A 23801-nucleotide genomic window follows, 5' to 3' on the forward strand; every position below is an offset into this window, starting at 1 on the left:
ATTCTCTTCTTATTTATTTAAGTAATAAACCCTTGCATCTAAAGATGTGAGGGTTTTTTTATGCCTTTGCCTTTACCAGAGGAAAAGGGACAGCAGGGACTGTAATGGAAGCAGGGGATTTACGGCAAAAAAAAGTTTTGGAAGTCGAAATCTTTAGACAGAAAGTCCAAATTTTTAGCAATTCGAAACAGCTAAAAGGGTGCAGCCGGAAAGAATAACCTTCAAAAAAAAGGAAAAATATTAGAAGGAAAATTTATTTATCTAAAAGAGAGGTTTTTTGATTTTGAAACTTTTAAAGCCCCTCTCCAAAAGCTAAAAGCAAGCCGGGCAGAGGAAAAGGAATGGAAGAAAAAGGAATGGAATAGAAAGAATAAGTAATCATTCCAACATTCTGCTTGCAAACCACAGGTGATTAGGTTACTTTCCATAAAAAAAACATTTGATATGATAAAGAAGTTGTTGCTGGTTTTCATGCTTTGCATAATCAGCCATTCAATGCAGGCACAGGAAAATAAGCTGCAGTCACCAGAAGAATTCCTAGGATATCCGATAGGGGATAAGTTTACCTACCACCATCGAGTATTGGGCTACTTCCAATACATAGCAGAAAATTCAGAAAATGTAAAGCTCGAAGAGTATGGAACCAGTTACGAAGGCCGCCCATTGATGGTAGCTTATGTAGGGACAGAGGAAAATTTAAAGAGGCTGGAGGAAATAAGCCGAAATAATTTAGAACGTGCTGGTGTAGTGGAAGGGGATGCTCCTGAAGAAGGGCCGGCCATCGGTTGGTTAAGCTATAACGTCCATGGAAATGAGGCGGTAAGTACTGAAGCAGCTATGCGGGTGTTGTATACATTGGCCGGTGGGGAAAATGAAGAGGCGCAGGAATGGTTGGAGAACACTTTAATCATCATTGATCCGGTACTAAACCCAGATGGACGGGAGCGATATGTAAATTGGTACAACCAGGTAGGAAACCTAACACCAAATCCGAATCCAGATGCACTGGAGCACCACGAGCCATGGCCTGGAGGGCGTCCTAACCATTATCTTTTCGATCTTAACAGAGATTGGGCATGGCAGACACAGAAGGAATCGCAGTTGCGAATGGCTTTATACAACCAGTGGCTTCCCCATATCCATGCCGATTTTCATGAGCAGGGAATCGAATCTCCTTACTATTTCGCACCGGCAGCAGAGCCCTTCCACGATTATGTAACAGACTGGCAGCGCGAGTTTCAAACCACGATCGGCCTTAATACCACCAAGTATTTCGATGAGGAAGGATGGCTCTACTTTACCCGCGAAAGATTCGACCTCTTTTATCCCAGCTATGGAGATACCTATCCAACTTTCAACGGGGCCATCGGTATGACCATTGAACAGGGAGGATCGGGAAGAGCAGGATTAGCAGTAAGAACCGCCGAAGGAGATACCCTTACATTAAAGGAAAGAATCCAGCACCATTACATCACCAGTCTTTCGACTATTGAATCTACTTCGGAAAATGCAGAAGAGGTGGTGGAGAAATTCGAGGAGTTTTTTGAAGAAACATCAGAGAACCCACCGGGAATATATAAAACTTACCTGGTTTCTCAGCAAAACGATGCAGATAAGCTGCAAGCCTTAAGAAACTTTCTGGACCTGCACCAAATAGAGTACCAGCAGGCAACGGGAAAAGATACCTACAAAGGCTGGAATTACCAGGAAACGCAAATAAGTAAATTCCGTACCAATCCCGGGGATTGGATTATTCCTGCAAGTCAGGCAAAAGGACTACTGCTGCAGGTGCTTTTCGAGCCCGAAAGTAAGTTAAGCGATTCCGTTACTTATGATATAACAGCATGGGCCGTACCATATATGATGGACCTGCAGGCATATGCCACTACAGAAGAAATTGAAGGCACTCCTGTGCCAGATTCACCAGATTATGAACTGAATCTGCCAACAGAACAGCCATATGCATACCTGCTGGAATGGAATAGTCTGGAAGATGTAAAATTCCTGAGCCGCCTGCTAAAGGCAGGTATTAAAGTACGTTTTGCCGAAGAGCCATTTGTAACAGGAAATAAGGAGTGTGGTAGAGGTACACTCATCATTACCCGCCGCGGAAATGAAGGCCTGGGCGAGCGGTTCGATTATATTGTAAGGGAAGCAGCCCGCGAATGGGAGCGTCCTTTACAGGCAACAGGAACAGGCTTTGTGACAGAGGGTAAGGATTTCGGTTCAGGCAGTGTTCATTACCTCGAGAAACCGCAGGTAGCAGTACTGGCAGGCGAAGGGGTTTCTTCACTGGCATTCGGTGAGGTATGGCATTATTTCGAGCAGCAGATAGGTTACCCATTAACGGTGATAGAAACTAGTAATGCAGAGGAGGTAGACTGGAGTAACTATGATGTGCTTATTGCGCCAGACGGCAACTACAGTGAGGTATTGGATAAGGAGATGCTGGAAAAGTTAAACAGCTGGGTAAGGGAAGGAGGCCGCCTCATCCTGATGCAGAATGCAATAGCCGCAGTAGCGGAAAGTAAAAGCTTTAATATAAATGAGAAGGAAAAGCAGGATAGCGAAGAGGAAAATCCGGAGGATCGGTTAAGAGAATATGAGAACCGCGAGCGGGAATCCATTAGTAGCTATAACCCGGGAAGCATTTATAGAGTCAGTCTCGATCCGAGCCACCCCTTGGCATTTGGTTATGAAGATGATTACTTCAGCCTTAAAACCGATGCCGAGGCCTACCAGTACCTGGAGGAGGGCTGGAACGTAGGAACCATCCGCAGCCAGGAAGATTTAGTAAGCGGCTTTGTTGGGTATAAGGCCAAAGAAGCTTTAGGCGAAACCCTCGTTTTTGGAGTAGAAGAAAAAGGCCGGGGTGAAGTCATTTATATGACCGACAATCCGCTCTTCCGGGCCTTCTGGCAGGGAGGAAAATTACTATTTAGCAATGCTGTATTTTTAGTAGGACAGGAGTAAATGGTGAAAAAGAACAAAATAATTGTAGCAGGTCTGGTCCTGATGTTATCCAATTGTGGACCGGCAGAAGAAGGAAAAAATGAACAGGTTACGGAAATAGCTGAACCTCAACTGGAGTTCCGGGAAATACCGGTGCCGTCGGGAGTCAACAGCTTTTTTCCCCGCTTAGCTGAAACGGAGAAAAATAAAGGGCTTCTGTTGAGTTGGTACGAGGGGAAGGAAGAAGACAGTATGCGCCTCTATACTGCCAGTTTGGGAGAAGATTGGTCAGAACCGGCACTAGTGGCCGAGGGAGAAAACTGGTTTGTTAACTGGGCAGATTTTCCGGAAGTCTCCACTTTTGGAGAAGGAAGAAAAGCTATTTCGTATCTGCAAAAGAATGGGGAGGGCCTTTTCGCTTATGAAATTCGCCTGAAGCTGTACAATCCTGCCACAGGCAAATGGTCAGAGTCTATCGTACCTCACCTGGATGGAGTAGAGGCAGAACACGGATTCGTTAGTATGGCACCTATGGAAGAGAATACCTTAGGAATGGTGTGGCTGGATGGCCGCAAGTATGGCGCCAGCTCCCACAATGGGCACGGTGGCCATGGATCTGCTGAAATGACGATGCGCTTCGCCCGCATTAGTCCTGATGGAGACCTTCTCGCGCAAAACGAGCTTGATGGACGTACCTGCGACTGCTGCCAAACCGGCCTTGCGGCAACCGCTGATGGTTTGGTAGCAGTTTACCGGGATCGCTCTGCGGAAGAAGTGCGGGACATTGCTTTTATGCGCTATGAAAAAGGAGAGTGGAGTGAGCCACAGGTTTTATTCAAAGATAACTGGACCATTAAAGGCTGCCCTGTAAACGGACCCGCCATAGATGCAGAAGGAGAGGCAGTGGCGGTAGCCTGGTTTACTGCTGCTGATGGAAAGCAGCAGGTAAAGCTTATTCGCTCAGAAGATGGAGGAGAAAGCTGGGGCGATCCGGTTCTTGTAGATAATGATGAGCCGGAAGGGCGAGTAGGAGTAAGCCTGTTGCCGGATGGAAGCACGGCAGTAAGCTGGCTGGCGAAGGAAGGGAAACTGAACGTTAAGCGAATAGCCGCAGAAGGCATCCTTATGGACAGCACCACGGTAACTACTTTAGAAAATAGCCGCTCTTCCGGCTTTCCGCAAATGGTACACCAGAATGGAAGCCTCTATGTTGCCTGGACCGTAACAGGAGAGGAAGAGCAACTAAAAATGGCCAAAGCAGAATTATAGCATTAGAGGATTAAATTAAAAGAGCCCGGCACGTAAAATGCCAGGCTCCTTTTTTTAGAAAACTTTTTTAGAAGACAGGTTCAACCTCATAGCCTCTTCGTTTTAGCAATGCAATAAGGCCTTTATTGCCCGGCAGATGAGCGGCACCCACGGCAAAAAAAGAAGGTTCTTCACGGGCCATCTGTTCCATTCGCGGAATCCATCGCTGGTTTCTCCCGTTAATCATGACCTCTTCGTAATCCTGCATTCCTAATTGAATATCTCTGATGATGTGGTAAAGGCTGTTAAGGTCTTCATTTTTATAGCTGACAATCATATTCCAGTAAGCTGCCTCCAGCTCCGGATATTCCACAATGCTCTGGAGCAGCATTTCTGCCTGCTCACGATAACTAATGTTCCCGAATACCCTCATTTGCTCTTCAAAAGTTTCCAGCCCCTCGACTTCTTTTTTGTTTAGCCTGGCCATTCGGCTCAGCTGCATTTCATAGGACTGGGTGGTGCAATCCAGCAGCTCGTTGTAAAGAAAGGTAGCCAGGAAAATTGGCTGCATCTGCGCGTAATCAGCCAGTGAGATGCCAATGCTATCCTGGAAGTAGCGGGCCATAAGTTGGTAATCGCCCCGGGGCAGTAAATCCTGTAAGCGGGTCTGGCCTTTCATCAGCATGGCCTGCTGCATTTTGGCAGGAAATTCCTCTTCCGTCACATCCAGCTCTAATACCAGCCGATTGGTCTGGTTTAATGCCCTTAGCGCATTTTCTTTTAGCTTCAAATCTTCCAGGCAAATCGCATGAAGGGTGCCGTAGAGGTAAGAAGGCTGAGAAAGGTTCTTTCCGCTTACTTTCCACAGCAGGGCATCGGGTATTTGCTGAGCCGAAAGCGGGTTCCATAGAAGGAGGACAAGCCAAAACAGGGGCGGAAGAAATAGATTTTTACCGGTAAATAACATAAATTGAGCTTACGGACATCGGTTGGGTAGGTAATTAACGGCAGTACAGACTGCCCATTGTGCCCCAACGATACAAATCATTTACAATAACCAAAAACCAGATGCATAATTTATTTAAAAGCAGCAGAGGAAATTGCCTGTTGTACCTGCTGTTGGGAGCAGTAGGTATCACAAATGCCTACAGCCAAACGAAAGAGCCACTTTCTGAATTGCGTTACCAAACCCCACCCAAGGCTATTGCCGATATCATTGAAGCTCCCGAAACCCCGGAGGTAATGATCGACAGCAAAGGAAAAACGATGCTGTTGCTCGAGGAAAACGGCTACCCTACCATAGAAGAGGTTTCTCAGCCGGAGCTCCGGATAGCAGGTTTACGGATTAACCCGGCAACTAACGGAGGAAGCAGGCAGTCGTACTATAGTGGAATAAAGGTAAAAAATATTGCTTCCGGAAAAGAATATGCTCTGAAAGGCCTGCCGGAGAATGCCCGTATCTCTTCTGTAAGCTGGTCGCCTAACGAAGAGTACGTTGCTTTTACCAATACAACAAATAAGGGAATAGAACTTTGGATAGCCTCCCTTGAGGACCGGACTGCCCGTCCGCTTACAGAGGCAAAACTGAACGATGCCTACTATGGAAGGCCATTTGCATGGCAGCCCGACAGCAAAGGACTAATTTACAAGAGCATTGCAGACAACCGAGGAGAACGGCCGGAAAAAAGTCAGGCTCCGGAAGGACCCATCGTGCAGGAAAATACCGGAGGGGTAGCTCCCAGCCGCACTTATCAGGATTTGTTGGAGAACCGGCACGACGAGGCCCTTTTCGATTACTACCTTACCTCTCAGTTAAAATCAACTGACCTGCAGGGAAACAGCCGAAGCATAGGAGAGCCCCGGCTGCTACGAAGCTTTGAGCTGTCTCCAAATGGAGAATACATACTGGCGGAATATATCCGCCGCCCCTATTCTTACCTTGTTCCTTCTTACCGCTTCCCCTATACAGTTGAGGTGTGGAACCAGCAGGGAGAGGTAGTAAAAACCATTGCTGAAATTCCTTTAATGGAAAAGATTCCTATTGCCCGTGATGCAGTGCCTACAGGCCGCCGCAGTGTAAGCTGGCGCTCTAACGCCCCGGCAGAGTTATATTGGGCCGAAGCCCTGGATAAGGGTGACCCGGAGAATGAGGTGGAGTTCCGCGATGCGGTTTTTATGCTTCCTGCCCCTTTTGAAGCAGAGCCAGAGGAGTTGGTAAAAACCAAAAACCGCTACGCAGGCACCGCCTGGATGGAGAATGACCAGGCCATGGTATATGAACGCTGGTGGGAAGATCGGAAGGAGCGTCGTCTTTTAGTGAATCCTGATAAACCGGCTTCTGAACCTGTAGTGCTCGTAGACCGTTCGTATGAAGATGTGTATAATGATCCGGGTTACCCGGTTTACACCAAAAATAAGTGGGGCCAAAGCGTGGTCATGGTCGATGGGAACGATATCTTTCTGATAGCCGAAGGGGCTTCTCCTGAAGGAAACAGGCCTTTTCTTAACCGCTTTAATTTGAAAACAAAAGAAACAGAGCAGTTGTGGCGGTCAGAGGCCCCTTATTACGAATGGCCGGTGGATATCCTGAACCTGAAGAAAGGGCAGATTTTAACCCGCCGTGAATCTGTTGATGAGGTGCCAAATTACTTTATCCGCAACTTTAAAAACGGGAATTTAGAGCAGATAACGGATTTTCCTCATCCCTATCCGCAGCTTCAGGGAATTCAGAAAGAACTCGTTTCCTATGAGCGGGAAGATGGCGTTAGGCTAAGCGGCACGCTTTACCTCCCCGAAGGCTTTAAAGAAGGAGAAAGTGAGCCCCTTCCGCTCCTGTTATGGGCCTATCCGCGTGAATATAAAAGTGCAAAGGCAGCAGGACAGGTGAAGCGTTCGCCCTACCAGTTTACAAGAGTCTGGTACGGATCACCTATATTCTGGGTAACGCAGGGTTATGCCGTCCTCGATGGAGCTGAAATGCCGATTGTGGGAGAAGGAGAAGAAGAGCCTAACGATACTTTCCGAAAACAGCTGGTGGCCAATGCTTCAGCTGCTCTCGATTACCTGACAGAGCGAAATATTATCGACCCTGAACGTACCGCTGTAGGTGGTCATTCTTATGGTGCCTTTATGACGGCTAACCTTCTGGCACACTCCGACCTGTTTGCCGCCGGTATCGCCCGAAGTGGAGCCTACAACCGTACGCTTACGCCTTTTGGTTTCCAGAACGAGCAGCGCACCTACTGGGAAGCCCCGGAAATTTACAATGCCATGTCGCCTTTCATGCATGCAGACAAGGTAAATGAGCCTCTGCTGCTTATTCATGGCGAGGCCGATAATAATTCAGGAACCTTTCCCATACAAAGCGAAAGGTATTATAATGCTTTAAAAGGGCATGGAGCTGTTTCCCGCCTGGTGTTTCTGCCTGCTGAAAGTCATGGCTACCAGGCAAAGGAATCTATTATGCACATGTTGTGGGAAATGGACCGCTGGCTGGATATGTATGTGAAAAACAAAGAGGTAGAAGAATAGTAAAACAGACTTTTCCACATAAAAAAGCCTGGCTAATAACATAAAGCCAGGCTTTTTTATGTGGAATTATGTTAAACGGGTATTAAGCGGCCCCATTTTCTTCGGCAGGAAAATAACAGCCTTTTTCCTTCAGGTAAAGCTGAATAATTTGAGATATTTTGCATCATTCTGACATGCCTGACCATGCCAGTTGATTAGAGGACCTATGCAACGAACCAGTGGCTCATTTTGCTATAGTCCGGGAGGCTTCAACAAAGAATATCCTGTACGCAGGTATGAGATTGCCCGAGGCAGCAGGCCAGGGTTCGGAGCATTTTTAAGGATTTCCGCCGGTGTGGGTTCTTTTGGTTTTTCAGGGGAGTCAAAGCCTGTAGCTTTTACATGTAAAGCAGTGTAATAAAACTAAAGGAATAAGCAGATGGCCTTTTGGCATATACGTACTTATCTCGTAATTTTAGCGTTACTTTTTGTAGTTAAATCAAATACAAAGAAAAATCAGGCACCACCTGCTTCTGTTAAGTACCGGAGGGGCCCTCCCAAATTATTAACGAGAGAACTGTGAAGTACCTGAAGTATTATCTGGCTGCGCTGGGTGTTATCATGATTGACCAGGCTGTAAAGCTACTGGTGCATTATAATATGGAGCTTGGCACCGCCGGAGAAATTGATGTTCTTGGCAACTGGTTTAAACTTCATTACCTGCTCAACCCGGGGATGGCTTTTGGCCTGCAGCTTAACTGGGAGTGGGGTAAGCTCCTGCTCACATTATTTCGTTTGCTAGCTACTATCGGCATTGCCTACTACATATACCTCTTGGTAAATAAGCAGGTATCCAGAGGCTTTATCTGGTGCGTTGCATTGGTTTTGGGAGGGGCTGTCGGCAACCTTATTGATAGCATTTTTTATGGCGTGTGGCTCAATAATGCCATACCCGGGGCTGCTACTCCCTGGTTCCACGGGCAGGTGGTAGATATGCTTTACTTTCCGCTCTACGAAGGATTTTTACCCGATTGGCTTCCTGTTTGGGGAGGGGAGTACTTCATCTTCTTCCGCCCCGTATTTAATGTAGCCGATTCAGCTATCTTTATAGGTATTGCTATTATTTTAATAATGCAGAAGCGCTTTTTTAAAGAGCCGGAAGATAGCGAAGATGAGCATCAGGAAATTGAATCGGCCGAAAGAGAAAGCCTGGCAAAATAAGAGGCTGTACAAGGAAAAGAATAGCAAAAGAAGCTCCGGAAACCTCCGGAGCTCTTTTGGTTTTATGGAATGAGCCGGCAAAGGGAGTTACACAACTCTTCAGGAGCAGCTTTTCGGTCAATTAGGTCCAGCTGGTAGAGCGTATCTACTACCTTCCGAAGCATATCCGTCTCTATGGTATTATCAGTTGCCCAGCGCACATTGCGAAGCCACAGAGCAGCATCTTCCTTTTGTAATTGATAACGATCGGCAATAAGTGTTGCTGCCTCCGGGCTTTGCTGGAGTTGTTGGGCACTAGTCCGGACTATATCCAGCAGCTGGCGGATTTCCTCTCCACGGCTCTCAGCAATATCTTCGCGCACTACTGCCACAAAGCAGGGCCAGGGGGTAGGACATTCGCCTATTCTTCGCCACTCCCCATTATCGACCAGTGGTTTGGTCATAAACTTTTCCCACATAAAGCCATCGGCCTGGCCGTTCGCCATTGCCTCCCGGGCACCTTCTAAATTTCCTACAAGTTCGAACTGGAGTTTATGCGGCCTCCATCCCTGCTGCTGTGCATTTACAAAAGCCATAAGATGGGAGCCTGAACCATAGCGGCTAATGGCAAAGGTTTTCCCTTCCAGCTCTTTTACCTGCTTAAATGGCGATTCTTTATGCACATGAATTCCCCAGACGAGGGGACTGTTTACGAAAAGTCCCGCAATTTTATGATTCCCGCCCCTGATGATATCTGTAACGGCCCCTTCTGTGAGGAGCAGTGCCATGTCCAGCTTTTTATCGTGTAAATCCTTTGCCATGGCACCTGTACCACCCGGGTAATCCTGCCACTGTAATCCAATTCCAGCCGCTTTAAACAGGTTCTTTTCAATGGCCAGGTGCCAGGGCAGGTTAAAGTGCTCCGGTACTCCGCCTATACATATGTCAGTATTTTGCATTGCTAAAAAAATTAAAGCCCGGCAATAGTGCCGGGCTTTAAGATAAAATGAAGATGGTAATTATGCCAGTTTATTTCTTAATAACATAGGTACTGGCAATCATGTCGTGTAATGCCTGCTTGCGGGGGTTGAAAGCTGCGATAAGATAGCCTATCATTAAAACAGCGCTGGATATAAACTTACCAATATAGCGTAAAGTGGCTTTTCCGAAGCTAAGCCGTGCTCCTTCCTGGTCTACAACCTTCAGGCCAAGCACCATTTTTCCCAGGGTTGCCTGGTATTTGCTCGATTGCATCAGGGCAAAGTAGAGCCACCCTATCACCAGGCTTACGACCTGAATAATTCCCATCGCGCCAAAAATAGCCGCAAATGCTGCTGCACCATCTTCCGGATTTAGAGATTCAGCAGAGAAGCTGGCAAAACCTAAAGCCGCCATAACAGGGGCAATAAGAATGAGCTGAGCAATACCTAAAATGAACCCATCAATCAGGATGGCGACAAAGCGAATCCAGAAACCGCCGTAGTGGGCAGTTTCCATAGGAACGGGAGGAGCAAAAGTTGTTTGCATAATGAAATATTAAGTTGTGGTTTATAACAATCAAGATATAAAATTATGGTTTAATCATCAACAACCTAATATTATTTTATTTTACTGCTTTTTAATGATGTAATTTTAAGTTAAGTTTTAATTCTGTACCGCAGTACCACAGAGCCGGCTATCATGTCGTGCAGGGTTTGCCGGCGCGAAGAAAAGAGGGCAAAGAAGTAGCCGATAAACAAAAGCATCGTGCTTATAAGCTTTACCAGGAAGCGAAGTAGCGCTTTTCCAAAGCCCAGGCGTTCCCCCTCCGTATCAGTTACAATAATGCCCATGGCCCGCTTGCCAATAGTAGCCTGCCAGCTGCTTGCATGCATAAGGGCATTGTACAAGCCCCAAAGCGCAAAAAAAACATACTGAAAGGGCCCGGCGGCTTCGGTAAGGTCGCGCACATAATCTGAATTGTACTCGATGGTTTTCGGTCCTTCTGCCATAAACATGGAGGGTAGAAATATCGCCAGTACCAGGGCCATTACAAGAGAAATAAGGAGATAATCCACCACAAATGCCACAAAGCGACTCAGAAAACCAGCGTAGGGTAGTTCAATATATTCTACAGATTCTTCTTCCATAATTTTTGCTCTTTTCCTTTTAAATTAGCTTACTCAGTAATTGTTTTTTTCTGCAGTACGAGGGTGGCCATACTGCGGGCGTTTTGTACTACTACACTTTTTACCGGCTCCAGCAAACCGCAGGGGTACTCCTGTAGCACCTCTTCCAGTAAATCAGAGGTGAGCAGAAAACGGAGGCTGCCATCGGGAAGCATATATTTACCATCACCCACTTCCTGTAACTCCTCCGGTGGCATCCCTATTTCGGAGGTCATCCTGATAAAAAGCAGCCCGCCGGGTTTTAATACCCTGTACAGCTGCTTCCACATGCTGAGGAAATGCACCTTGCTTTCAGCAAAGTGGAGTACGGCACTGCACACAAGGGCATCGAACATAAGCTCAGGGTAAGGGAGCTCTTCGATGGGTGCCGTAATAAAGCGGTTTTTATCGAAGGCTGGATTAAGGCTGCGGGCCACGTATTGGAGCATTCGAATGGCCGAAGGGTTACTGTCGCAGGCCCAGGCATCATAATTATTGCGGATAAACCAATGCAGGTTTCGGCCTTCTCCGCAGCCGGCATCGAGCAGGCGCATACCAGGCGTAAAGCGTCCCTTTAGAATGGCGTCGAGAAGATAAATATCAATATTACCCAGTTCCTGATTTAGTTGCTGATAATTCATAGTAGTAAAAACGAACGAAAGCGAAAATATACGGCTTATGATTTGGGAATGATACCAGCCGCCTTATTTTTACAGTAAAAGATAACATAAACTATGCAAACAACACCTTTTCACCTTGCTTTTCCTATCAGAGATATAGAAGAAACCCGCTCTTTTTATGGCGATTTACTCCGCTGTTCCATTGGCCGGAGCACCGATAAATGGATAGATTTCAACTTCTTCGGCCACCAGTTGAGTGCACACGTAAAGCCCGAAGAGCTGGCGAATGCTAAAACCAACGAGGTTGATGGCCATGCCGTACCGGTTCGCCATTTTGGCGCCATACTGGAATGGGAGCAGTGGCATGAACTGGCCGAGAGACTTAAAAGCAGAGGAATTAACTTCATTATTGAGCCTTACATTCGCTTTAAAGGAGAAGTGGGCGAGCAGGCGACCATGTTTTTCCTCGACCCGAGCGGAAATGCGCTGGAGTTTAAAAGCTTTAAAGATCCATCGCAAATCTTTGCAAGCTAAAAGCAAAATAAGATTGGGAAGTGTGCTGGTTTCAATTTCCTGCGGATAAATAAAATATTAGCAGGTAAAATTCTGTTAGCTAAAGTATGAGAAGAACCTTTTATTTCCTCCTGGGGTGTATACTACTAAGTTTTGTCGTACAGGCACAACAGCTCGACCTCCAACGCTTACAGTTTAACGGAACGCTTCCCGAAGGCTTGCTGAATACCCGGAGTGTCGTCCTAGTTCGCACCTCAGAGGCTCCTGCGAAGGAAGGAGCGGAACCCTGGAAAGAGCTTGCCCGGCAGGCTCATCCTTTTCTCAGGGATCTGGGGGTTGATGCTGTGGCTTATTACGACTGGCGCAATGTAAATGCCGGGCCGGATGCAACTATTGCCTTTGGTGAAGCTTTCCGGCAGCGGGCCATTAAAAATGTAGTGGTGGTCGAAAAAAAGGATGGAAATGTGGTGCTGAGCATTGCCCCTATTGGCGAGGAAGTCCTTCTGAAAGCAGGTTCACCGGCCTGGCAGCAGTCAGGTGCCGAAATGGAAACTGTGTTCGCCAGCCTGAAACGCGATATTAGTAAGGCAAGCCTTGAATTGGGCAACTTCCTGATTATCGACCTGCCCGAATTCTTTTATACCACAGATATTCAGCTGAACAAACGCTTCTTCTCCTACGGGCTCGACCTGAACCTCGATAAACTGGCCGTACCGGCTTATGATATATTCGTGGAGGAGAACCAAGCCGACAGCCTGGCCGATTTAAAAAGGATAATGCAAAACTACCCTTATGCCTGGGGCATTACCAATCCTTCTGCCGAAGGGAAAGATTTGAGGCTTAAGGAAGGCTATCAGTATGAGCTGCTGTACCTCCATACCAGTGCTGCTAACATACGCCGCTTCCTTAACTATGGGGCCGATAATGAAATTCCGCTGGAACTGCAGGCCGATACTAAAGATGACCAGTCAGTTTATAAATTTTACATCCGCCACATCTATACCGGCGATGTATATGCCGGCACTCACTGGGATGCCGCCCCTAGCTGGGAAGAAGCCCTTAAGCAGCATATTGAATACCTGCGGAAAGCGCAGGCGGCGAATATAAAGTAACAAAATGAACGCCAGCTTTTATAAAAGTCCTTATACAGGTCTTTTACTGTTGGGAGCTGCACTGTTACCCCTGCTGCTAACCCTCTTCGAAGGAAGCTTATCCGGCATCGGGCTTTTATGCAGCCTTGCGCCGGGAAGCTTTTTGAGCTGGATGTGGTTTGGAACCTGGTACAGGATATCAGATGGAAAATTGTATACCCGGTCCGTACCTGCTGCTTCTACTATTCCCATAGCTAAAATCAGGAAAATAGAAAAAGGCCGCACCCTTTGGTCGGGCTGGATACCAGAGGGCTTATTATTCATTACAATACCTATGATGAGGTTTACATAAGCCCCGTCCGTCAGGAAGGATTTTTGGCAGCCCTCCTTCAGCAGAATGCTGCCATTGGGGTGGTGGAAGTTTCAAAAAGGATGAGCAGCAGCTGACTGTAGCCTCTGTATCACATCTCCGGGGTATTCCTTATCTTTGAGAGATTGCATTTATTTAAATGAATTGAGAATGATGACTTTTATAAAGAAGGCAACTCCGCTTTTAGCTATGGGTCTGGTGGCTTTAAATGTTCAGGCCCAGGAGTTTCCTACCCGCTTCGAACAAAGTGGAGGTACCGAAACCTTTACCTATCAGCAGGGCATTGACTGGTGGCAAAAATTTGACCAGGCCCATGAAGAGGTAAAAATGCTGGAGATGGGTCCGACCGATAGTGGCAAGCCGCTCCACCTGGTGCTTTGGAATACAGATGAAAACTTCGACCTGGAAAGTCTGCGAAAGGACGATAAAACCGTGGTGCTGGTGAATAATGCCATCCACCCCGGTGAGCCGGATGGTACGGATGCGAGTATGCTGTTGATGCGGGATTTGCTGCAGAATAAAAAGCTGAAAAAGCGCTTCGAAAACGTGGTAGTGGCCATCATACCCTTCTACAACATTGGCGGAACTTTGAACCGGAACAGCTTTAGCCGCGCTAACCAGGAGGGGCCGGAGGCTTATGGTTTCCGTGGAAATGCCCAGAACCTCGACCTCAACCGTGACTTTATAAAGAACGACTCAAAGAATGCCCGCTCTTTCACGGAGATATTTCATTCACTCGACCCCGACCTGTATGTGGAAACCCATGTGAGCAACGGCGCTGACTACCAGTACACCATGACTTTGCTGCCCACTCAGCATAACAAACTCGGCGGTGTAATGGGCCCTTATCTGGAAAACCAATTAGAGCCGGCCCTGTATAAGCGCATGGAAAAGAAAGACTGGCCAATGGTGCCTTACGTAAATGTGTTCGGCACGGTGCCCGATTCTGGTATGGTACAGTTTATGGACTCTCCCCGCTACTCCAGTGGCTTTGCTGCCCTGCATAATACCTTCGGCTTTATTACCGAAACCCATATGCTGAAGCCGTATAAACAACGGGTAGCCGCAACAAGAGCTTTTCTGGAAAGTGTGCTGGAAGAGGCAGCCGCAAACGGAGAAAAGTGGCAGGAACTGAAGGAGAAGCAGGCACAGCAGATAAAAGAACAGGAAAATTTTGTACTGAACTGGAAGGTTGATAAGAGCAGACCGGAACAACTGCTCTTTAAAGGCTACGAAGCCAGCCTCATTCCCAGTAAAGTAAGCGGGCAGGACCGGCTGTACTACGACAGGAGTAAACCATTTGAAAAAAATATTCCCTTCTACAATCAATATGTAGCAGCCAAAGAAGTAGAAGCGCCCGCTTATTATGCCATTCCGCAGGGCTGGTGGCAGGCGATTGAGCTGTTAAAGGCGAATGGTGTGGAAATGCAAAGCCTGGAGAATGATACTTCCCTGCAGGCCGAAGTATACTATATCGGAGAGTTTGAAACGGTGGAATCGCCATACGAAGGTCATTACCTTCACTATAATATTGAGACAGAAAAGAAGCAGGAAGAAGTGCAGTTACTGAAGGGTGATTACCTGATTCCGGTCAATCAGGAAGAGAACCGCTATATCGTGGAAACATTAGAGCCGGAAGCCAAAGACAGCTATTTTGCCTGGAACTTCTTCGATGCCATTTTACAGCAGAAGGAGCACTTTAGCCCGTATGTTTTCGAGGAGGTAGCCGAACAAATTCTTAAAGAAGATGAAGCTTTAAGGAAAGCATTTGAGGAAAAAAAAGCCAGCGATGCTGAGTTTGCCGGGAATGGCTATGCCCAGCTGAATTACATTTATGAACACTCGCCCTATTACGAAGAAGCGCACCGGCGGTACCCGGTTTTCCGAATAACGGAAGAATAAGTATTACTGGCTATAAAAATGAAAGCCCCGATTTCGGGGCTTTCACATTTCCAACTTTAACCAATCTGCCGATTAACTCGTAATCCGCATTTTCTTCTATATTTTAAAACTCTCGTTCGAATTGTATACAGTCTGCTTCCCATAATGGAACCGCAGTGCGAAGCTTTCATTGTTGTAACGTTAATTATTTAGGATTGTTGTAAGTCTTCCTTTTAATAGTTCTTTGAGAATTAAAACCTTCTCTTCAATCTCTGCTTATTTAACTACAGACACGAAAAAGGAAAAAGCGTTGGGAAATTTTTCTTTCTACTCTTTAGGTAAGAGTGAAGAAAGGGAGTACTGTACTTATTAAGATCAACCATTTTTAAATTTGACCTATGGAAATTAAAGACGCAAGAGTCATCGTAACCGGCGGAAGCTCTGGAATTGGCTATGCAACTGCCCAAAAGCTGGCCGAAAGAGGCGCAAGAGTACTAATTACCGGGCGTAATAAGGAGAAGCTGGAGCGTGCAGCTGAAGAAATAGGGGCCATTCCTGTAGTGGCAGATGTAGCCAGAGAAGAAGAGGTGGAAGCTACCTTTAGAGCCGTAAGAGAAGAATTAGGCGGACTTGATGTGCTCATTAATAATGCCGGCATAGCCCGGAGAAAGAGTATTGAAGAGTTGACTGTGGAAGATTTCGAAGCCGTATACCGAACCAATGTTTTTGGGGCAGCCATGATGGCCAAACATGCTGCCAGTATTTTTAAAGAGCAGAATAGCGGGCACATCGTTAATATTGCCTCAACGGCAGCAAAGAAAGGCTATGCCACCGGTACTATTTACTGCGGAAGTAAATTTGCCCTGCGAGGCATGACGGAATGCTGGCAGGCAGAGCTTAGACCACACAATGTGCGCGTCATCCTGGTGAACCCAAGCGAAGTGACGACCGCTTTTGGGCAGCCCGATAGGAAAGAGCGGCCGGAGGAGCCAAATAAATTGCGCAGCGAGGAAATAGCCCACACCATAGTAGCCACCCTCGAAATGGACGACCGGGGCTTCATTCCCGAGGTGACGGTTTTTGCTACCAATCCATTCAAAAAGTAAACAGCATAAAAAAATCCGGCCCCTGTAAAGGAAGCCGGATTTTTACTTTTATTTGACTCTTACTACTACCCGCTTACTCGCTAAAGAGTGGAGGGTGCATTTCATCCCATTTAGTGGCTTGCTGGTAAGCGCGGGCAATGTTCAACAAGCCGGCTTCGCCATAAAGAGGCCCGATAAAGCTGATGCTCATATTAGCCGGAGTGCCATCTTCATTCAGGCCGTTTGGCACCACCACACAGGGGTGACCGGTGAGGTTGGTAATAAATAGCTGGGCACCACCATAGGTAGGGGTTACGACTACATCATAGTCTTTCATTACCTCATGCATTTCCTTTATGAGCGCCTGGCGAATGCGGTTGGCCTGGATATATTCTACGGCCGGAATAAAGCGGGCAGCGCGGAAAACATTCGGCCATGCATTTTTAATTTGCCGGACCAGCATGGTGTCCTGGTCACTGAGGGTAAGGTCGTCGAAAGCCGCGGCTGCCTCAGCCGATAAAATTACAGAAAGGCCATCCAGCGGGAAGCCTTGCGGGAGGTTTACTTCATGCAACTCGGCTCCCATTTCGCGTAGCTTTACAAGGGTTAGGCTATCGTATGGCCGGTTTGGATAATCGGCTTCAAACGCCTCTTTCAGGTAGCCAATCCGGAGAGCGCTCAAAGGCTTTTGTGGCTGGTAGTTGAAAGGAGCATCAACAGTGCTGTCGTCGCCGGGATCTGCTCCCCGGATAACATTAAAAACCAGGGCGCAGTCCTCTGCCGAGCGGGCAATAGGGCCTATTTTATCCATTGTCCAGCTGAGGGCCATGGCTCCTTCGCGGCTTACCCGGCCATAGGTTGGCCGAAGGCCGGTGGTGGCACAGCGTGTAGAGGGAGAAACGATAGAACCCAGTGTTTCCGTGCCGAGCGCAAAAGGTACCAAACCGGCCGCAACTGCCGAGGCAGAGCCTGCAGAAGAGCCGCTGCTGCCTTCCAGCAGGTTCCAGGGGTTTTTAGTAACACCTCCAAACCATACATCGCCCCAGGCAAGTGCACCGAGGGTAAGCTTGGCAACCAGAATGGCGCCGGCTTCATCGAGCTTCTGTATAACGGTGGCATCGCCGTCTATCATCTGATCTTTATAAGGCATGGCACCCCAGGTAGTCGGGTAGCCCGCTACAGCAAAAAGATCTTTAGCACCATAGGGTATGCCATGGAGCGGACCTTTGTATTCGCCCCTGGCAATGGCGGCATCTGCCTCCTTCGCTTTTGCCAGCGCCCTTTCTTCTGTAATCGTTACCACACATTCCAGGGTATCGCCATAGGTTTTAAGACGCTCAAGAAAGAATTTGGTAAGCTCGACAGAGCTGATTTTTTTATTTTTAATCAGGTAGGCCAGCTCGCCCACTGAGTAATAGGCCAGCTCGTCGAGATCCTTCGGAAGCTTTACCTTTTCCGGAAGCTGCCAGTTTATGGGCTGCTGAAATTTACTGATGGTAAAACCCTCGGGTCGGGGATCAAATACGAAGGCAGGTGCCAGGCCATTAGGAATGTCGGCTTCGCGAACAGATTCATATCCTTCGAGATAATCTTTTAAATCGTCCTGCAGCGAGTCGCGCTGAGCAGGAGTAAACTCAAGACCTAGCAGCTTTTCAGCGGCAGTAACGTTCTGTACATTCACAGGGTGCTCCTGTGCAAAAGAAAAACTACAGGAAAAGCCAACTGCCAGCAGTAAGGCAGGCAGAAATTTTTTAGATAAGCAGTTCAATAGCATAAAAAAGAGTTATAGAAATAAATTAACGGTTTAATTTAGTGCCTATTTGGCAAATATCCTGATAAGAGATTCATTTTTAGCAATTTATATTTTTCGAAATAAAAATTAGATTTATATTGCAATAGAAAAAAATATTTTGAGTACAATTCTGCTCATTGATTTTTAAAGAAGAGAAGAAGGAGGATTCTGAATAGTGATAGAAGGAATCAGATGATGGTGAGGATTCAGCCGTGGATGCATGGATTCCTGCTGGTTGCAGGCATTTATAATCTGGCCTGGGGCTTGTTTATTTATGTATTTCCGAAAGCATTTTTTCGCTGGCTTACGGCTTCTCAGGAAGCGGCAGACCAGTTAGTAGTATACCAGGGGATAGGTGTTTTAATGTTTGGCATACTTTATATCCTAACTGCCCTCTGGCCTGTTCGATTCTGGTATTTGGCTCTCACAGGCCTTCTGTCGAAGGTTTTTGGAGGCATGGCCGTGTATTTTTTTATTGTAGATAAAACGGTTACCAAACAATTTATTTTTCATTTGCTGGTGAATGACCTGGCCTGGGTTACTCCGCTTGCATTCATTACTTACAGAGCATTTAAGCTTCATAAACATTATTTGTATGAAAAAGCTGCCTAACTGGATAGCCCATTCGCTTCGTACAGTCGGCATCCTCCATATATTTTTGGCTGCTGTCCTGCTTATTTTTCCTGGCATCCTTCCGGAGCAATATAATTTAAACCTCTGGGTGCCGCTCGGCTGTATCGGCCTTCTTGTATTTGGTACAGGGTATTTTATTGCTTCTTATAATCCTGTCCGGAATTCCCTTGCCTTAGTAATGGGGCTACTGGCCAGTTTTCTGGCAGGGCTTTTCCTGAGTGTTTATGCCAGTGAGGCCTTAGGTGGCAGAGCGCTGGTAATTGTGTTGGGTTTAATAATCGCCTGGGCAGGAACTCTCTTGGCAATGCTGTATCACATTAGTAAAGCAGGACAGGCGCCCAAGGCTTTGGCTCACACCTTTAGCGAACCGCTGTCCAGGACCCTTAGCCGCTTTCGTACCCAGAGGGGGAAGAATTTGTTACAGCTATCAAACAGGCAACCCATCCTGCTGGTGTTTCTTCGCCATTTCGGAAGCCCCTTTTGCAGAGAGGCACTGGCAGATATAAAAAGGCAGCAAGCCTCCATAGAGGGAGAAGGCACTCGCCTGGTATTTGTTCATCTGGCAGAAGAGGAGCAGGCCCGGAGGTATTTCGAAAAGGCAGGCCTCCAGAATGAGCACCGCATCAGCGACCCCAATGGTATTATGTACAATGCCTTTAAGCTCGATCGGGCAGATTTTACCCAGGTGTTTGGCTGGCAGTCGTGGTTTCGGCGGATTGGTGCTACCGTTAAAGGGCATGGAAGTGGCCTGGTAGTGGGAGATGGCTTCCGTATGCCAGGGGTATTCCTTATTAATGAAGGCGAAATTATAAAGAGTTACCGGCATGCGAACAGCTCCGACCGGCCCGACTATATTTCGCTTGCCAGCCGGAAGGCAGCCTGAAACCTACCACTTCTGTAAGGGATATATTTTTTCCCCTACTAATAAATATCTTTCTCTCCATAACCTGTAAACCATCCAGGCGTATGGGGGAGTATGAAACAGCATTACCAGAAAATGTTTGCTTACAATGAATGGGCAAACAACATGTTTATCGATTGTTTTAGTGAGCATACGGTGGCCAATGCTAAAAACTTTTTGCTGATGAGCCATTGGTTAACGGCAGAAGAAGTATGGCTGAGCCGTTTGCAGGGGAATGTTGGGCCGCAGGAACAGCTATGGAAAGAATTCCCGCTGCCCGAACTGCAGGAGAAAGCAAAGAAATTGAGTGCTGCCTGGAAAGCGTATCTAGAGGAGATAAATGCGCAGAAACTTCGCGCCTCCGTCAGCTATAAAAACAGTAAGAAAGAGTTTTTTTCTAGCTCGGTAGAAGATATTCTTAACCATGTGATTAACCACAGCACCTACCACCGGGCCCAGGTAGCAAGCCTGCTCAGGCTGGAAGGTTTAGAGCCGCCGGTAAGCGATTACATTGCCTATGTGCGGCTGCAGCAAAGTAAAAGTGAAGTTGCTGAAATTAAGGTTGAGTAAAGATAAGATAGCATGTTAAGGTTAAAGGAAGCCGGCTGTTAAGCCGGCCTTTTCTGTTTTATCCCGCTTCTGTTTTACTTTAATTCGCTGTTTAGCTCAATGGTGCAGTTCAGCAGTTTGGAAATCGGACAGTTTTCCTTGGCGCCCTTGGCAATCTTATCGAACTCGTCCTGCTTAATATTAGGGACCTTTGCAGTAAGGGTAAGCACGCTTCTGGTTACAGCGAAACCCTCTCCCTGCTTTTCGAGACTAACAGCAGCCTCGGTGCGTAATTCATCGGGCGTATAGCCCGACTTCCCGAGGGCCACACTCAGTGCCATATTAAAGCAGCCCGCATGTGCAGCTGCAATCAACTCTTCAGGGTTTGTTCCCTCTTTGCCTTCTTCATTTTTAAAACGGGTTCTAAACGAATAAGGCTGGTTTTTAAACACACCACTCTGGGTATCCAGTGTTCCCTGACCCTCCTGGCCTGAGCCTTTCCATACAGATGTTGCAGTTCTTTTCATAATTTTCTCTTTTATGCTTTTAACTGTGTGTATTGGCCAGGTGTTTATAAAGATTTGATTTAGAGGTACTTCATCATAAGACTTATGAGTTTCTTTACACCTGAGGTGTAAGGAGGGTAGACGGGTTTAATACTGGTAAGGCCTATTCGCTGTTTAATAAGGGCCTTTTCGTTACTAAAAGCCCTGAACCCCCAAAAGCCATGGGCTTTGCCAAGGCCGCTGTGGTTAATACCACCAAAAGGAAGGTTCGGGTGGAGGTAATGCAGCAGACAGTCATTGATTACCATCCCTCCGGCAGAGGTATTATCCAGTACATATTGCTGGTTCTTTTTGCTGTTACTGAACAGGTAAAGGGCCAGTGGCTTCGGATGTTTACGGATGTAATCGGCCGCATCTCTTAAATCATCTACTTTACGCATGGGCAGGATCGGACCGAAAATTTCCTCCTCCCATATTCGGGCATTTTCCGGCACATCGGCCAAAAGAGTAGGAGCAATATACTTTTCTTCAGCATCGCGCTGTCCGCCCATCAGAATTTTCGCCCCCTTCTCCCGGGCATCATCCAGCAGCTCACACAGCCTTTCATAATGATTTCTATTTACGATTCGGGCATAGTCGGCCGATTGCTGAGGACTCTGCCCGTCTTCGCTAAAGAATTTCTCAGTGGCTTTAATAATTTCATCGGCCAAGGCGGCCTGCTGATTTTTGTTCACCAGCAGATAGTCCGGCGCAATGCAGGTCTGGCCGTTATTGAGCCATTTTCCCCAGGCAATTTTTTCGGCGGCATCGCTTAGCCGGGCACTTGAATCGATAATGGCCGGTGATTTTCCTCCCAGTTCCAGGGTTACAGAGGTTAAATTTTCGGCCGCTGCCTTCATTACAATTTTACCAACCGCCGGACTGCCGGTAAAGAAGATGTGGTCGAACGGCAGTTGAAGCAGTGCCTGCGAAGTTTCCACAGCACCCTCAAAAACCACTACTTCTTTCGGCTCAAAAAGGTCTTCCATCATATTCCGAATAAGCCTTGCCGTATGAGGGGTAACTTCTGAAGGCTTCAGAATAGCGGTGCATCCGGCTGAAATGGCCGAGATGAGAGGAAGAAGCATAAGGTTTAAAGGGAAGTTCCAGGGAGCTATAATGAGCGCTACTCCTTTAGGTTCATAATATACATAGCTCTTGCTGCCTGCCAGTGCGAGGGGAGTACTTACCTTCCCGGGCTTCATCCACTTTTTCAGGTGGCCAATGGTGTGCTTTATTTCCTGCTGTACGGGAAATATCTCTGTCAGGTCTACCTCCGGGCCCGGCTTGCGAAAATCTTTATAAATAGCCTGCCGGATGTCTGCGGCATGTTGCTCCACCCAGCTGCTTATTTTCCTGAGTTTCTTTATTCTTTCGGTTGCCGTACTCTGCTTTAGCTGTATAGCATACTCTTGCTGCTTTTCAAAGGCGTTGAGAATTATTGTATCGGAAGGGGGAGTATGGGTGGATTCTGTCATTTGGGAGTGGTCTAAAAAATTGTAAAAGGCTTTCCTTCTTAAATTTAACGCTTTTTTATCAGATTCTGTGGATTGGGTGCTCAGCTTGTTAACCTTTCGCTTCTCTTTATGTTAATAAATTGTTAACTTACTGTGAAGGTGATTTAACACAGCTGCTGGAATGGTGGCGCACTCTATAATTTTAATACTTCATCTGGTGAGCGTAAAGCGATTAATATTGATTTTCATTTGTCTCTGGACAAGTAAGGCTCTGGCTAAAACAGGAGAGCCCTTACCCGCTTATACCTCCCTGTATTATTCTGTTTACGAGCAAAAGGTACTGCTTAGCGTAATGCATTCAGAAGAGCCTGAGGCTCTACAGTTATTGCTGGCCAGTGCGCCTGGCATGGACCTGCAGAAGGAGGAAGATTATAGGGCTAAGCTTGAGAAGTTTATCAGGCGCTTTGAAAAAAAGAAGAACAGGTATTCAGATGCCTACCTACTGGAGCAGCTTTTTTACCGGGTACACCGAAAGTATTTAAAGAAATACCAGCCGTATGTTGGCTTTTCTCAGCTATTGGAAAAAGGCAAATACAACTGTTTAACTTCTACCGCCCTCTATGCATGGTTCCTCCAGGCTTTGGGCTATGAGTACCAGATTATAGAAACAGACTATCATATTTTCCTGATGGTGAAAACCAGTAGTGGAGAAGAAATTATGATAGAATCAACAGATCCGAAGAGCGGTTTTGTGAGGGATCCGAAACTTATTGCCCAGCGCCTGGAGCAAATTAAAAATGATGCCCTTTCGCCCGAGGCCAGAAAGGAGAGGCCGTACCACGATTTTAAGCTGCAGCTGTTTAGGGAGATTAATCTGCAGCAGCTCGCCGGCCTGCAGTATTACAACCAGGCGGCATACTTATACAATAATCGGAAGCAGGCGCAGGCTGCTACCGCTCTTAGTAAAGGAAACTTACTATATCAGGCTGAACGCTTCGAGCACTTTGCAGGCTTACTGGCAGAGGCTAAATAGGAGATAAGCTGTTTTGCAATGGCTCTCTGTTGCGGCATTTCTCTTTCTTCCTCTCTTAACTACTTTAAAAGCCATCTCTACTCTTCTTCCCTCCGCCCTCAAATTGGGCTATACCTATTGAGCAGAGGAAGGTAGTCTTGCTTGTTGCGTCTGGAAATTAAATCTCTAAAGCTTGCCTTACAGGAGTAAATGAGTTTCTCTTTTTTCTGAGAATAGAGTTGTCTCGTCCTAGAATAGCGATACAGGTTTTTACAATAATAAATAATTAAATATT

Annotated in this window: 22 protein-coding genes; 14 read left to right on the plus strand and 8 right to left on the minus strand. The window is 46.8% G+C overall.

What is annotated here, in order from left to right:
* Positions 1-444: 444 nt before the first annotated feature.
* Together F752_RS0122210 and F752_RS24880 are read left to right on the plus strand one after the other, a co-directional pair.
* Positions 445-2973 (plus strand): M14 family metallopeptidase, encoded by a 2529-nt coding sequence (locus F752_RS0122210; RefSeq protein ID WP_026135925.1) that lies wholly within the window; start codon positions 445-447, stop codon positions 2971-2973.
* On the plus strand, positions 2974-4221 hold the full coding sequence (locus F752_RS24880) for a sialidase family protein (protein ID WP_017733951.1): 1248 nt from the start codon (positions 2974-2976) through the stop codon (positions 4219-4221).
* Between the two features lie 67 nt (positions 4222-4288).
* Here the strand turns inward: F752_RS24880 and F752_RS0122220 are convergent, their stop codons facing one another.
* Positions 4289-5167 carry a TraB/GumN family protein gene (locus tag F752_RS0122220; RefSeq protein ID WP_017733952.1) on the minus strand — a complete coding sequence of 293 codons (879 nt, stop codon included), beginning with the start codon at positions 5165-5167 and terminating at the stop codon, positions 4289-4291.
* Positions 5168-5268: 101 nt separating this feature from the next.
* On the opposite strand from F752_RS0122220, the gene F752_RS0122225 reads away from it, so the two are divergent.
* Together F752_RS0122225 and F752_RS24885 are read left to right on the plus strand one after the other, a co-directional pair.
* Positions 5269-7731, plus strand: coding sequence for a S9 family peptidase (locus tag F752_RS0122225; RefSeq protein ID WP_017733953.1), 2463 nt, complete (start codon positions 5269-5271; stop codon positions 7729-7731).
* A 558-nt stretch (positions 7732-8289) separates the two neighbouring features.
* Positions 8290-8931: a lipoprotein signal peptidase gene (locus F752_RS24885; protein WP_017733955.1), complete on the plus strand. Its 642-nt coding sequence runs from the start codon at positions 8290-8292 to the stop codon at positions 8929-8931.
* Between the two features lie 62 nt (positions 8932-8993).
* Here the strand turns inward: F752_RS24885 and F752_RS0122240 are convergent, their stop codons facing one another.
* The 4 genes from F752_RS0122240 to F752_RS0122255 form a co-directional block, all read right to left on the minus strand.
* The gene (locus F752_RS0122240; protein ID WP_017733956.1) at positions 8994-9869 is read right to left on the minus strand and encodes a substrate-binding domain-containing protein; all 876 of its coding nucleotides are present in this window, start codon (positions 9867-9869) and stop codon (positions 8994-8996) included.
* A gap of 70 nt (positions 9870-9939) precedes the next feature.
* Complete coding sequence (locus F752_RS0122245; RefSeq protein WP_017733957.1) at positions 9940-10437, minus strand: RDD family protein; 498 nt, start codon at positions 10435-10437, stop codon at positions 9940-9942.
* Positions 10438-10547: 110 nt separating this feature from the next.
* Positions 10548-11039, minus strand: a complete 492-nt coding sequence (locus F752_RS0122250; protein ID WP_017733958.1) for an RDD family protein — start codon at positions 11037-11039, stop codon at positions 10548-10550.
* Between the two features lie 29 nt (positions 11040-11068).
* Entirely contained in the window at positions 11069-11698 is a 630-nt protein-coding gene (locus F752_RS0122255) for a class I SAM-dependent methyltransferase (protein ID WP_017733959.1), read from the minus strand.
* A gap of 93 nt (positions 11699-11791) precedes the next feature.
* On the opposite strand from F752_RS0122255, the gene F752_RS0122260 reads away from it, so the two are divergent.
* The 6 genes from F752_RS0122260 (at position 11792) to F752_RS0122285 (ending at position 16638) form a co-directional block, all read left to right on the plus strand.
* Positions 11792-12211: a VOC family protein gene (locus F752_RS0122260; RefSeq protein WP_017733960.1), complete on the plus strand. Its 420-nt coding sequence runs from the start codon at positions 11792-11794 to the stop codon at positions 12209-12211.
* An 86-nt stretch (positions 12212-12297) separates the two neighbouring features.
* The gene (locus F752_RS0122265) at positions 12298-13302 is read left to right on the plus strand and encodes a hypothetical protein (protein ID WP_017733961.1); all 1005 of its coding nucleotides are present in this window, start codon (positions 12298-12300) and stop codon (positions 13300-13302) included.
* A 151-nt stretch (positions 13303-13453) separates the two neighbouring features.
* On the plus strand, positions 13454-13633 hold the full coding sequence (locus tag F752_RS27025; protein WP_407635423.1) for a PH domain-containing protein: 180 nt from the start codon (positions 13454-13456) through the stop codon (positions 13631-13633).
* The gene (locus F752_RS27030) at positions 13570-13728 is read left to right on the plus strand and encodes a PH domain-containing protein (protein ID WP_017733963.1); all 159 of its coding nucleotides are present in this window, start codon (positions 13570-13572) and stop codon (positions 13726-13728) included. Before F752_RS27025 ends, F752_RS27030 begins: the two co-directional genes overlap by 64 nt.
* Before the next feature lie 73 nt (positions 13729-13801).
* The gene (locus F752_RS0122280) at positions 13802-15553 is read left to right on the plus strand and encodes a M14 family metallopeptidase (RefSeq protein WP_236614058.1); all 1752 of its coding nucleotides are present in this window, start codon (positions 13802-13804) and stop codon (positions 15551-15553) included.
* A gap of 377 nt (positions 15554-15930) precedes the next feature.
* On the plus strand, positions 15931-16638 hold the full coding sequence (locus F752_RS0122285) for an SDR family oxidoreductase (RefSeq protein ID WP_017733965.1): 708 nt from the start codon (positions 15931-15933) through the stop codon (positions 16636-16638).
* A 73-nt stretch (positions 16639-16711) separates the two neighbouring features.
* Here the strand turns inward: F752_RS0122285 and F752_RS0122290 are convergent, their stop codons facing one another.
* On the minus strand, positions 16712-18391 hold the full coding sequence (locus F752_RS0122290) for an amidase (RefSeq protein ID WP_017733966.1): 1680 nt from the start codon (positions 18389-18391) through the stop codon (positions 16712-16714).
* A 210-nt stretch (positions 18392-18601) separates the two neighbouring features.
* Here F752_RS0122290 and F752_RS0122295 point away from each other — a divergent pair, with 210 nt between their 5' ends.
* The 3 genes from F752_RS0122295 to F752_RS24895 all read left to right on the plus strand — a co-directional run bounded on the left by F752_RS0122295 (position 18602) and on the right by F752_RS24895 (position 20513).
* The gene (locus tag F752_RS0122295; protein ID WP_017733967.1) at positions 18602-19021 is read left to right on the plus strand and encodes a hypothetical protein; all 420 of its coding nucleotides are present in this window, start codon (positions 18602-18604) and stop codon (positions 19019-19021) included.
* Positions 19005-19925, plus strand: a complete 921-nt coding sequence (locus F752_RS26540; RefSeq protein WP_017733968.1) for a SelL-related redox protein — start codon at positions 19005-19007, stop codon at positions 19923-19925. The genes F752_RS0122295 and F752_RS26540 overlap by 17 nt, the downstream gene beginning before the upstream one ends.
* Positions 19926-20018: 93 nt before the next feature.
* A complete protein-coding gene (locus F752_RS24895; RefSeq protein WP_017733969.1) occupies positions 20019-20513 on the plus strand; it encodes a DinB family protein in 495 nt (164 codons plus the stop codon).
* A gap of 74 nt (positions 20514-20587) precedes the next feature.
* On the opposite strand, the gene F752_RS0122310 is transcribed toward F752_RS24895, so the two are convergent.
* Entirely contained in the window at positions 20588-21019 is a 432-nt protein-coding gene (locus F752_RS0122310; RefSeq protein ID WP_017733970.1) for an OsmC family protein, read from the minus strand.
* 59 nt (positions 21020-21078) lie between these two features.
* The gene (locus F752_RS0122315; protein WP_017733971.1) at positions 21079-22515 is read right to left on the minus strand and encodes an aldehyde dehydrogenase family protein; all 1437 of its coding nucleotides are present in this window, start codon (positions 22513-22515) and stop codon (positions 21079-21081) included.
* Positions 22516-22732: 217 nt separating this feature from the next.
* Between F752_RS0122315 and F752_RS0122320 the strand changes: the two genes are divergently transcribed.
* Complete coding sequence (locus F752_RS0122320) at positions 22733-23527, plus strand: hypothetical protein (protein ID WP_017733972.1); 795 nt, start codon at positions 22733-22735, stop codon at positions 23525-23527.
* The last annotated feature ends 274 nt before the right edge of the window (positions 23528-23801 follow it).

The organism is Nafulsella turpanensis ZLM-10, from assembly GCF_000346615.1.
Classification (GTDB): Bacteria; Bacteroidota; Bacteroidia; order Cytophagales; family Cyclobacteriaceae; genus Nafulsella; species Nafulsella turpanensis.